We start from the raw sequence: 11,606 nt of genomic DNA on the forward strand, positions 1-11,606 counted from the left end.
ATAAGGTAGTACACGGTAATAGTTCTTGCGATTGTTGTAATAAAGAAAATTCTCCATGCAATCACTGTTAGATATCTCATTAGCCTTTCTGCTGTTGCAAGCTTCAATTTTGAGGCCAGATTTTAAAATTTTGTGTAATATCTCTATTTTCCATCTAAGACAATAACTTTTTCAATAGCCTCGTTAAAGCTGTTGACTGGAATAATAGCATCCATTCTAGTGGATCTATTTCAGGCAAAGAGTCTTTTTCAACAACATAGACTGCATACAGTGGAAGATTAGGTAAATTTTCCGTTTTATGCCTAATATTATTTTTAGATAAATTCATCATGAAGCTTCCAAACCTAACCTCTAAATATGCCGTCCTTTTTGGCTTATTATCTTTTGCAGGAATTTCAACTTTTATTATACCTGCACAATTAATAACTTCCCGCAACTTTTGTTCGTTTTTTCTAGGACATCGATATTTTCTATTCTATTTTGGCAAGCTCTTACTAAAACTGCTGAGTTAAGACTATGTGCAACTTCAAATAAATCATACATATCTGCTTCCCTATCGCATACAGTTATAGCTTCCATAGGCGTCAAGTTAAGGAAAAGTAGCATAAGAAAGAAGAGAAGCGGTAAAAATTATTTTAGACATTAAACGATAAAATTAGTAATTTATAGACTCTTAAAAAAAAATTATCTTATTTTAGATCAAGATTTCTTAAAAAATAAATATAACAAATAAACCTTAAATGGTTGCTATATTGGGCGTATTCTCTTAACTTGACGCGTATGGTTATAGCTTCAGTCTGAGATGAATCTAGACTAATGTTTGTTTCTTTTAAAGTTTCTATCCACTTTATACTCTCTTTATCTTCAATATGGACAGTATCGTTTTTCTTAACATGGCTTTTATCTTCTTCAGAAATAGTAGGCCTCAAGTAAACCTTTTATTCCTAGCGCCAAGCCTTCTGTACTCACAGTAAAGGCTGTTTAGGTTTGTCCCTTTTTCTTGAAATATCTCCCAATCCTCTTGTTTTTTTATGGTGAGTATATGAAATGTAATTTGTATCACAAGAACTCTTTTGTGAGCTTTCATTCTTTCAGCTGTTTTAGCAACATGTGAAGCCAAAATCTCACTTTCTTTTACATTCTTATTTTGAAAAAAGCGTTTGCTTCAGACCAACTTTCACATGCCTGATTGATTGAACTTTCAGGCGATTCAGCAAAACTATTTTTAAAAGCCTCTTACTTGATCTTATATCACCAAAATTAACAATTCCAAATTTACTTTCTGCCCATTTACCAGTTGAGGTGCTTATATTTCTTTTCATCATATATTCCATTTTTAGATCATAGATCTATTTATAATAGAAAGTTGAATTAGTAAAATAGCAGCTTTTTCTCCATTTATAGATTTATGGGTAATAGTAAGCGCATAAAGGGTACGTGAAATGTTTTTATATTTACATATAGTATGGCTGACATTCACGCATTACCTAGGTGAAATATAAGCCGAGTTCTGTTTATGTAGCTATTTATCTGGAGTAAATGTTACCATTTACTTCATGCGATTTACCCGAGTAGATATGAGAAAAACATAAAGTCTACTTCTATTTAATCTTGCTCCTAGTGTTGGTTACTTGACTACCAATGTTGCCATTGTCATGGTGTGCTCTTACCACACCTTTTCACCCTTACCTAATAATATTTTAGGCGGTAATTTTCTGTAGCCCTATAACTGGAGTTACCTCCGGCGGGTATTACCCGTCACTATTTTTCCTTGGAGCTCGGACTTTCCTCTGCTATGTTTATCACACAACAGCAGCTACTTATTTCACCCAGGAACTATATTTTAACATGAAAATTACAAAAGCAAAAGACAATTTCCTAACAGTCTACATACTAAAAACACTCGGACAAATAGCTAAAGGTGATATTCCGGCACATCATCACTATCCCAAGATAAGCTTTTTTCACTTTTAGACTCCAGTTCAGTTAATCGAGATCCTGGTCCACCGCTTAAAGACGATGAGCTACTTCTTGATCGACTACTACTTTCTATTGATATACTGTTTAGTACTATTTCAGATTGATACATAGTTTGCATAGATATATGGCTCATTCCGTTACTAGCGATAAAAATTTCTTCATCGCTATTGCCACTTGAAGATGATAGCCTTCTATCATTGAAATTAGTTAGTTCTAACACAGGAGCAGCATTACGACTCTTAACATATTTATATGCTATGAATCCTATAATTCCAGCAATACCTATTGCTCCAACTAAAGATCCCCCTATCATTCCTGCCCTATCAGACCCTATAGCAAGTTGAGTAAGCTGTGGTGAAGCTGTAGATTGAGAAAATAAAGTTGTAGTGAGCAGAGGAGTTGTTGCCTTTGTTCTAGTACTTGGCATAATGGACAATGTTTGTATAGTTTTCTCTGAGTTTGTTGTTGGCACATTAGTTGGCATTGTAGTAATCATAGCCGATTGTGAGGTTGCAATAGTTTCAGCTATTGTTGTTGGTTCTGATGACGTAGATGTCGTACCTGTTTCAGTTGTTAATTCTGTTAAAGGTTTACTCATCGTAGTACTTCTTGCTTTAGAAGTCGACGCAATAGTCGCTGCTGTAGATTTTGCAGTGCTTGTCTCAGTTCTCGAAGTTACTATCGGCACACTAGTTGACGTTGTAGCAACCGTGGTTGTTTGTGGAGTAGTAGTTGTTTTTGCTACTGTTGTTGGCTCCACTGTTACTATACTTGTTTGAATTGTTGACTCTGTTGAAGGTTTACTCGTTGTAGAAGTAGGTGCAGCGGTAGTTGATGCCACTGTTGTTGGCTCCACTGTTACTGTACTTGCTTGAGTTGTTGACTCAGTTGAAGGTTTACTTATTGTAGAAGTAGGTGCAACGGCTTCTGTTATCAATTTAGTAGTCTTCAAAGCGTCAGTTCTTGTTGTCCCGGTAATTGCAGTGGTTGATGCTCCTTTAGAAGTCATAACTGTTTTTGTAGCAGTTATAAGAGCCACAGTACTGCTGGAAATAATACTAGGTGTTAGTCGACCATTAATGATATTAACAAAATCACTGAGAGTTTTGATACTACTTGTCGGTATTATCGTTGCTTTAGAAGATTTTCCAGAGCTCTCTCTATTAAAAGTTATGATACTTTCTCCACTTACCGCAGTTACGATAAAACCTTCTTGACCATTGTCTTTAACGTACAATTGATCTACAGAATCTTTAAATTCATGAATAATAAAGTTCGACTTTGATCCATTCTTAACAAGACTTGTTAAATGTAAAGTTTGTTTATTAGGCAACCGGTCTTCTGCAAGAAAAGCAACTAAATCATCACCTACAGTTCTTCTTACATACTGTAAAAAATTTATTTCGCCTGGATTAGAAGTAATAGATGACGCTGTATTTATCTGACAATTTTTCTTACCAAGCAAACATTCATCTTTCTTTCCACTTTTTAGATCCTCAACCACTTTGGCCATATCGAACTTAAAAATATTTGTTTTCCTTACTTCTGGATTTTCAATACTATTTTTTCTCACTTGCGAATAAAGTATCGTATTTTCATCTAATGCCAATTGCCCTGGGTTATTAAATTTGAATAATTTTCTTTCTATAAGACCGTTTTTTTCACGCAAAACCTTAAATTTTCCATTCGTGTCTGATTGTAGATACCAAGAAACTAAAGTTTGATCCTTTAAATTATGAGCGATTACAATGACATTACCATTACCAACTTTTACTGCTTTTGGTTGAAAGTAACTATTGTCTTCATTTGCAAGACTATCTCTATTAATGTTCTTGTATAATTTTACTTTTCCTACGTATTCAACTAAGGGAACATTAATTGAATGCTTGATTTCGTAAGTGTTGAATGTTAAGCCTTTGATGCATTTTTCTTCTTTGTTAATTTCTTCTGTAGGAAAGATAACTCCAACTTTATCTACTTCAGCTGAATCTTCTATTAGTGTGGGAGATAATTGGCCCTTGAATTCATTTGCTACGTTGACACATGTATCACACTCGTATGTTTTCGATTGATATAATGGACTAATAAGTAACTTTACTCTACTGCTTCCATTACCGTTGTCTTGATAGCTAAGTCCATAAGCAATTTCATTTTCCTCAATGAATGCTATGTTTGTTATACTGAAATCTGTTACTTCTTTAACTTTCAGTATAGTTGTATTAACTCCAAATAATCTACTTAATATAGACATAATTATATTTAAAATTTTAATAAAATGCTATTATGATTATTTCTATATGTAACGTCAATAAAATTTTAACTAAAATTAAGAAATTAATTTTTAAGTACTCTGAGATAATACGCTAATAAACCCAGACTTTCCATAGACAATATGTTTCCTTTGAAACCATATAATAAATTTAGCAGCTTTGTTGACAACAGAAACTCCTTTACAAATCCCCCAAATTTCCTTACCATGATAGTAAGGGTATTTATGACTCAAAACTTGTTTTTGACCTGCAGGTTCAATGACAAAATTCAGTAAAAAACTCAGGGTATTTATTGGCGGATTACATAAAATTATAGCGGTTGCATGTCTTTTTTATTTTTTCTACATTCAGCCAAATCGCGCTTATTTTAAGCGTTAGCACATTATTACAGCGCCAGTTTAAATTATTATAGAGTCAAAACTCACTACTAGGGGATTCTTTTGCCTTTTTTCTTTGCTTGGTAAATTTTTTAATATTTTTAATTAGCTATACATACTGACATCATATCCCAGTGCGTAATACTATGATTCAGAAAAACTAAACGCAAATTGCATAATTAAAGACTAGATTCCAGTGTCAGCTACTCGGATGACACCACGAAGGACTACTCGGATGACAATACAGAGGCTATTGAGATGACAGAAAAGAGTACTGAGATGGAAGGAGAAGGGATGCTTGAACGACAGAGCACCATTAGGTGATAAGTGTGGGAGTGAAGCTTACAGACACAATCAATGTGAACTGCGGTGTTACAAAAACTCCAACATTTAAAGTCATTGCCTTTTTATGTAAGAAGTCTAATTGTAATTATTAGTCTTTCAGATATAATCTGTTGAGATTTACATGAACCTTATTAGATGAAAGAGAAAGAAGAGCAGTTTAGTTTTACATCAGACAACCTCAGGAAAGCGAAAAAGTCTATAGAGATGTATCCTAAAGGTAGAGAAGGTAGCGCTGTCATGCCTTTACTATATCTCGTACAAGAACAATGCGGATGGGTTCCTGAATCTGCCATGCGCTATGTTGCTGATATGCTGCATATTCCACATATTCGCGTATATGAAGTGGCAAATTTTTATACCATGTATAATTTAAAACCAGTGGGTAAATATCTGATACAAGTTTGTAGAACAACTCCTTGTTGGTTATGCAATAGCGAAGAAGTGTTAAATACCTTTAAAAAGAAACTTGGAATCAATATCGGTGAAACCACTAAAGATAATCTATTTACTTTAAAGGAAGTTGAATGTCTTGGTGCATGTGTTAATGCCCCTGTTGTACAGATCAATAACGATTTTTATGAAAATCTCACTCCTGAAAAAGTGGAAAATATCATAGCAGAACTTTCAAGCAAATAGATGGAAAAGTTCTCGTTTAGGATAATCAAGCAATCAGGTTCTGCAAAAGTTGGCATTATTAAAACTCCAAATGGAAACGTAGAAACACCAGCATTTATATTTTGTGCAACCAAAGCTGCTATTAAAGCTGCAGATATCGAGAGAATCAGAGAAGCAGGTACTCAGGTAATACTTTCCAATACCTATCACCTAATGCTCCAACCGGGAGAGGATACTGTGGCAAAGCTTGGTGGCTTGCACAAGATGATGGGATGGAGTGGACCAATGCTCACTGATTCTGGTGGATACCAAATATTTAGTTTAGGGCATGGATCAGTTTCGGAAGAGATAAAGGGAATAAGACAGAAACAAAAAACTCTGATCAAAATTAACGAAGATGGGGCAATTTTTCGTTCTTACATAAATGGTAAAACTTATTGTCTAACTCCTGAGAAGTCGATACAAATTCAACAAAAATTAGGTGCAGATTTAATCTTAGTTTTAGATGAATGTACTCCATTTCACGTAAGCAAAGGGTACACAGCAAAATCAATGCTCATGAGCCATAGATGGGCTAAACGTTCTTTAAATGAGTTTGAAAAAATAATGATGGCAAACAGGCGCTTTATGGAATTAGCCAAGGCGGAGTGTATCAAGATTTACGTAGAGAAAGTTGTGATTTTATCAACGATTTGCCATTTTTTGGTCAAGCAATAGGTGGATCGCTTGGTCAAAGCAAAGAGCAGATGTATGATGTAGTTTCTTTTACTATGGAACATTTAAAAAAAGATAGGCCTACTCATTTACTTGGTATTGGTGGCATTGTAGACATTTTTCGCGCAGTAGAGCTTGGTGTTGACACATTTGATTGCGTGCATCCAACTCGCCTTGCAAGACATGGTGGCGCACTTGTTAAAGTAAAAAACAGAGATTCTATTTCTTCAAAGTGCAAAGAGCATATTAATTTGCGAAATCAACGATTTGAGCTAGATGATAACCCAATTGAAAGTGACTGTTTGTGCTTTACCTGCAGGAAACATTCAAGAGCTTATATACACCATCTACTGAAAGCTAAAGAGTTGCTGGCTTACACACTTGTTACCGTTCACAATGTTTTCTTTATGAATAAGTTAATGGCATCTATAAGGCAGGCAATATTGGATGATAGGCTAGATCAAGAGAAAAATAATTGGATTAGTGAAATACCATTACACTTTGATTTGGCCTCTCTTTAAGTCTTTTCTTTATGCCGTTGATTTTTACTTCTTATTATATTTACTTTATTTATCACACTATTAATTAGAAAAGTTATAATAAATAATTAATCTATTAATGTTAGTCTCTACCCATATGATTTGTAAGGATTAGAGGTGAAGATATGGCTAAAGGAAATAATACCCTATTAATATTTGATTTTGACAACACTATCACTAATGGACACATGCATAATACTTTTTCTAGGTTAGGAAAAAGTGATTTTAATTCTGCTGCGGAAGGTGCAGTGACTGATCACAATATAAAAGATTTTCTAGAAAACACAGACGGAATAAAAAATGAAGAGGGGCTAAAGTCTGCACTGCAATCTGCGCTTTCAAGCGGAATGGAAGTTAATATTGCATCCTACACAGGATATTCAGACGTTGTGAGAAGGGTTGTAGAGAATCATTTGGGTTTATCTAAAGAACAAGCAGGCGGTATTTCTGTATTTGGTGGGTTTCCAGGAGATTATGATAATGAGCTTCCAAAAGGTCTCAAAGAACAAAAAAAATCAAGTTGGAAAAAATTTACACATCTGTAAGGCAATTGTGGAGTATAAGGATAAACATGGTGAGTTGCCAAAAACTGTCATGCTAGTTGATGATGATGTAAAAAATATTCAAAAGATTAATGAGTTTGTTGCATCAATGAGTAAAAGAGAGGAATGGCTTGAAAAAAATGGGCTGAGTATTGAAGAGATACAAAAAATCAAATTTGAAGGTGCGCGAGTGCCTAAAGAGGATAAAGATGTTGGTTATCTAGAGAGAGTACAGGAGTTTGTCAATGCTAACTTAGTGCAAGAACCAATTTATGAAAATTTGAAGAAGGAAGAACCTATATACCAAAATCTTCAAGATATTCAGAGATCATTGTCTGAAACGGTACCAAAAGAACCTATATATCAGAACAATGAAAATCGACCACCATTGCCTCCTAAAAAAGGAAATCAAGTGATGGTATGGTTGCTGATGGTGAGAATAAAAAACAAGATATTAAGGACATGTCGTCATCCGAAACACAAGCAAATCCAACACGCTCAAAACGTCATGCAATGATGCTTGACCCTCAGCAAATAGAATCTATACACCAGAATGCTGAAGAGTTATCACCAGGTAAAAAATACGCACATATTCAAATCGTTTCCTTAGCACAAGAATTCAAGGCAATCAAAGCTTTTTTTCAAGAGTGTATTCAAGAGGTAATAAATGCTATTTGCAATTTATTTAGAAGAGAAGTGGCAACAAAAATTGAAGGGCAGGGCTATAATGTAAGTAGTAAGCAAGGAAGTAGTGAAATTACTGTCAAAGGAAGTAAGCCAATAGATGCTTCAAGAATGAACAAAGATATTATTGTCGAGTCCTTAGCTCAAATAATCGAGAAAAAAGAGAAAATCAAAGATCTTAACAATAATTATAAAGGTGATCAGCTAGGGCGAGAGATATCGAAATTATTGAACGCTGGTTCGCAAAAGGAAAATATAAACTCAAACTATAATGATGGAGAGCCTATATTCCAGACTCGTGAAGAGGCATCGAATTATCCTCCGCAAAAGAAAGACATAAACTCAAACTCTGTGAGAGGAAACTATAATGATGGAGAGCCTATATTTCAGACCGTTCAAGAAGCATGGAACTATCATCGGCAAAAGAAAGGCATAGACTCAAACCCTGTAAGCAAAAAACCACTTGCACCACCAGTACCTCCTAAAAATTATACGGAAAAAGTTACACAAAATAGAAATAATAATATTATTGAAAGAGGAGGTCGAAGATTCGTATAATTTCTTGCATATCCGGTTCATGGCACATTGTTTCAACTTACACTTCTTTAATCACTGTGCTAAATTATATTGTAAAGCAGCCAAATCAATATAACAGAATGCGCTAAGCTTTAAGCATAGAAACCACTTTATCGTAACTTGGCAATGATTTAATTTCTCCAATTGCAGCTAGAGTGGTTTTTTCATGCTGAGATAACAATTCTTTTGCTGCTTTTTTTACGTTAGCAGTGGTAACTGCACTAATTTTTTCTATTAATTCATTTTTACTGATGTATTTATTATAGTGACCGTAGTAGTATCCTAACGTTTCAGCACGTGAGCTAACACTTTCGCGTGACATTAAAATTTGGGATTTTACTCGTTCTTTTACTCTATTTACTTCTTCTTCCTTCAGATCATCCGTGGACAATTTCTTTAGTTCTGTCGTTATGGATTTTAAAAGCTTATCTAGATTACTACTATCTGTACCAGCAAAAATGGAAAGCATTCCCGTATCAGCATAGCTAGAGTTGAATGAGTAAATGGAGTAAGCAAGCCCCTGCTTTTCTCTTACTTCCTGAAACAGGCGTGATGACATGCCACTTCCTAGTATAGAATCAAGCACTTTAAATGTATGATATTTATTATCATCACGAGAAACGCTAGGTAGCCCAATTAATAAATGTACTTGATCTAATTTACGATGCTCTAGATATTCGCCACCGGTATAACTTGCATTCTGGCTTTTTTTTAGCTCTTTTGAATGAATCTTTGAGAGAAAGTCTCTGATTAATTGAACAACTTCCTCATGCTCAACATTTCCTGCAACAGCAAATATAATATTTTCACCAAAGTAATGCTGATTTATGTAGTTATCTAGATTCGCTCGAGTAAAAGATTTGACAGTATCTTGCGTACCCAAGATTGACCTACCAAATGGTTGATCTTTATAAGCTGCTTCAAAATATTTATCGAAAATGATATCACTCGGTGAATCATTGGTTTGAAAAATCTCTTGTATTACAACACCCTTTTCACGTTCCAATTCATCTTCTGGAAATATAGAATTTATTAATATATCTATTAATATATCTATCCCAGTTTTGATATCCTTTTTGAGAACCTTCGCATAGTAACTGGTGCTTTCCCTACCGGTGCAGGCATTAAAAGCTCCACCTATGTCGTCAAAAGCTTTCGCAATTTCAAATGCAGTTCTCGTTTTCGTTCCTTTGAAAGCCATGTGCTCTAAGAAATGAGATATTCCATTTTGCTTTGCACTTTCAGCTCTACTGCCAACACCAACCCGTATATTTAAAGCTACGGAATCAACGTCATGCACTCGCTCAGTTATTACGCGCAGACCGTTATCTAGTTTTGTTACCTGTGGAACGTTCATCTTATATATTCTTTGTTAAATTCTCTTCTGCAAAATCCCAATTGATCAAATGATCAAGAAAAACTTTTATGTAGTCAATTCTGCGATTTTGACAATCTAAATAGTATGCATGCTCCCACACATCCATAGTAAGCAGTGGTACCTGATCATAAATTAGCGGCAAATCCGCATTTGGAGTTTTAGTAATTTTGAGCTTTCCTTTTTCAAGCACTAACCATACCCATCCACTACCAAATTGGCCTATTCCACAATTTGAAAATTCTTCACAAAATTTATCAAAGCCACCAATATCGTCCTGAACTTTTTTTGCTAGAAGACCATCATCTTTAGGCTTACCACCACCGTCCTTCTTCATTGAATTCCAATAAAAAGTGTGATTCCAAACTTGTGCTGCGTTGTTAAATATAGGAACTTTGTCACTATGGCTATGAACTTTCGTTACTAATTCCTCAATTCCCATATGTTGATGGTCAGTATTTTTAACCAGCTCGTTAAGCTTATTTAAATACCCCTTATGGTGCTTGTCATAATGAAAATTCAATGTATTTGCAGATATATAAGGCTCTAAAGCTGCTTTATCATATGGCAACTCAGGTAAAGTAAAACTCATGCTGACCTCTTTATTTCCGATGGTATGGTAATATGTGCTTTTGCGCAACACATAATTTAGTATTGCAGTTATTCTAAAATAAGTTATACTAATGAGGTAATTATATTTTTATTTTTAGAGGAGTAATATGTCAAGTTTATGAAGCACCCCTACCAAAAGCGTTGTAGGTAACGAAGTTGTTTGGTAGAAGTTATAGTCCTAATTCTCCCGGTCGAGTTTTATTCCTATAACTTTCCCACAAGAACCGTGCATGCGTAGAGTGAGCAGCCAGCGAGTTACTTGTTAAGTACTTTTCCAACAACCCCTCTCCGAACCACGCATAATCGTTTCCGTATCACGTGGCTCTCCAATAATCTAACGTTTTAAGGAGTCACCATCATATTTTCCATATTGGATTTTCTTATGGCATTCATGACAAACAACAAGAGTCTTCCTCTGTCGTTCAATCATTCTCTTTTTCCATTTCGGTAGCTCAGTATTACGTTTACCTAGCAAATCAGCAAGTTTACGTACGTGATGTACTTCAATCTGCTCTTGTGATTTACATAAGTTTGTGCCAATAGTCTTTGCTCTATTTCACTACGCTTATTCCATATTGGTATAAGGTTATCACTTATGCTTACCCATTTATTTCATTTTAGTGATACAGCACCAAAGTGTGTAATTAATGGTATCTTTGATGGTAAACGATCTACTCTGATTTGGATGACTTTTCGTTTTTCACCTTCATCGTTTTCAATCATCGCACCAAATTTTCTATAAATTTTCCTGCAAGTTGTTTTGTATTTAGATGCTAAAGTCTTTACTAATGATACTTCCATCACATACTTCAAATAACTTAGTGTGTGAAGGTTGTAGGCCATTTTGTAATATTGTACAATTCCTCGATATTCAGTTTGATACTGAGCAACAATACTGTAAGCTGTATCAAATATACGTTGAGGTAAATGTATAGGCTTTCCACAACGCATACACTTTTTCTGCTTTATATGATGTG

Annotated in this window: 11 protein-coding genes, 1 other RNA gene and 2 pseudogenes; 5 read left to right on the forward strand and 9 right to left on the reverse strand. The window is 34.7% G+C overall.

Annotated elements, in window-relative coordinates; genetic code table 11:
• The 5 genes and pseudogenes from Wcon_RS06120 to Wcon_RS06145 all read right to left on the reverse strand — a co-directional run.
• Positions 1-579 (reverse strand): annotated as a pseudogene (locus tag Wcon_RS06120) (IS4-like element ISWosp2 family transposase); the annotation flags it as partial.
• Positions 580-689: 110 nt separating this feature from the next.
• Positions 690-929 (reverse strand): hypothetical protein, encoded by a 240-nt coding sequence (locus Wcon_RS13040; RefSeq protein ID WP_114516984.1) that lies wholly within the window; start codon positions 927-929, stop codon positions 690-692.
• Positions 930-1,142: 213 nt separating this feature from the next.
• Positions 1,143-1,322, reverse strand: coding sequence for a transposase DNA-binding-containing protein (locus tag Wcon_RS13045; RefSeq protein ID WP_179947458.1), 180 nt, complete (start codon positions 1,320-1,322; stop codon positions 1,143-1,145).
• Between the two features lie 162 nt (positions 1,323-1,484).
• Positions 1,485-1,832, reverse strand: an RNA gene (gene rnpB / locus Wcon_RS06140) — RNase P RNA component class A.
• Between the two features lie 83 nt (positions 1,833-1,915).
• Positions 1,916-4,231 carry a hypothetical protein gene (locus Wcon_RS06145; RefSeq protein WP_237350078.1) on the reverse strand — a complete coding sequence of 772 codons (2,316 nt, stop codon included), beginning with the start codon at positions 4,229-4,231 and terminating at the stop codon, positions 1,916-1,918.
• 876 nt (positions 4,232-5,107) lie between these two features.
• On the opposite strand from Wcon_RS06145, the gene nuoE reads away from it, so the two are divergent.
• The 5 genes and pseudogenes from nuoE (at position 5,108) to Wcon_RS12065 (ending at position 8,624) form a co-directional block, all read left to right on the forward strand.
• Complete coding sequence (gene nuoE, locus Wcon_RS06150; protein WP_114517593.1) at positions 5,108-5,608, forward strand: NADH-quinone oxidoreductase subunit NuoE; 501 nt, start codon at positions 5,108-5,110, stop codon at positions 5,606-5,608.
• Positions 5,609-6,822: pseudogene (gene tgt, locus Wcon_RS06155) on the forward strand (tRNA guanosine(34) transglycosylase Tgt).
• 143 nt (positions 6,823-6,965) lie between these two features.
• Positions 6,966-7,385: a hypothetical protein gene (locus Wcon_RS12055; RefSeq protein WP_237350079.1), complete on the forward strand. Its 420-nt coding sequence runs from the start codon at positions 6,966-6,968 to the stop codon at positions 7,383-7,385.
• Positions 7,386-7,392: 7 nt separating this feature from the next.
• Positions 7,393-7,899 (forward strand): hypothetical protein, encoded by a 507-nt coding sequence (locus Wcon_RS12060; RefSeq protein ID WP_237350080.1) that lies wholly within the window; start codon positions 7,393-7,395, stop codon positions 7,897-7,899.
• Complete coding sequence (locus tag Wcon_RS12065; RefSeq protein WP_237350081.1) at positions 7,803-8,624, forward strand: hypothetical protein; 822 nt, start codon at positions 7,803-7,805, stop codon at positions 8,622-8,624. Before Wcon_RS12060 ends, Wcon_RS12065 begins: the two co-directional genes overlap by 97 nt.
• 103 nt (positions 8,625-8,727) lie before the next feature.
• On the opposite strand, the gene Wcon_RS06165 is transcribed toward Wcon_RS12065, so the two are convergent.
• The 4 genes from Wcon_RS06165 to Wcon_RS11555 all read right to left on the reverse strand — a co-directional run.
• A complete protein-coding gene (locus Wcon_RS06165) occupies positions 8,728-9,999 on the reverse strand; it encodes a M16 family metallopeptidase (protein WP_114517594.1) in 1,272 nt (423 codons plus the stop codon).
• A gap of 1 nt (position 10,000) precedes the next feature.
• Positions 10,001-10,609, reverse strand: coding sequence for a superoxide dismutase (locus Wcon_RS06170; protein ID WP_114517595.1), 609 nt, complete (start codon positions 10,607-10,609; stop codon positions 10,001-10,003).
• Positions 10,610-10,963: 354 nt separating this feature from the next.
• Positions 10,964-11,104, reverse strand: a complete 141-nt coding sequence (locus Wcon_RS12810; protein ID WP_338062144.1) for an HNH endonuclease — start codon at positions 11,102-11,104, stop codon at positions 10,964-10,966.
• A gap of 137 nt (positions 11,105-11,241) precedes the next feature.
• A partial coding sequence (locus tag Wcon_RS11555) for a group II intron reverse transcriptase/maturase (protein WP_338062145.1) occupies positions 11,242-11,606 on the reverse strand: 365 nt, incomplete at its 5' end.

Source organism: Wolbachia endosymbiont of Cylisticus convexus, assembly GCF_003344345.1.

What these genes read in the sequence shown, in the direction of transcription:
- Wcon_RS06145 (WP_237350078.1), bottom strand. Translation starts at nt 4,231, where the DNA reads ATGTCTATATTAAGTAGATTATTTGGAGTTAATACAACTATACTGAAA.
- Wcon_RS06165 (WP_114517594.1), bottom strand. Translation starts at nt 9,999, where the DNA reads ATGAACGTTCCACAGGTAACAAAACTAGATAACGGTCTGCGCGTAATA.
- Wcon_RS12065 (WP_237350081.1), top strand. Translation starts at nt 7,803, where the DNA reads ATGGTTGCTGATGGTGAGAATAAAAAACAAGATATTAAGGACATGTCG.
- Wcon_RS13045 (WP_179947458.1), bottom strand. Translation starts at nt 1,322, where the DNA reads ATGAAAAGAAATATAAGCACCTCAACTGGTAAATGGGCAGAAAGTAAA.
- nuoE (WP_114517593.1), top strand. Translation starts at nt 5,108, where the DNA reads ATGAAAGAGAAAGAAGAGCAGTTTAGTTTTACATCAGACAACCTCAGG.
- Wcon_RS06170 (WP_114517595.1), bottom strand. Translation starts at nt 10,609, where the DNA reads ATGAGTTTTACTTTACCTGAGTTGCCATATGATAAAGCAGCTTTAGAG.
- Wcon_RS12055 (WP_237350079.1), top strand. Translation starts at nt 6,966, where the DNA reads ATGGCTAAAGGAAATAATACCCTATTAATATTTGATTTTGACAACACT.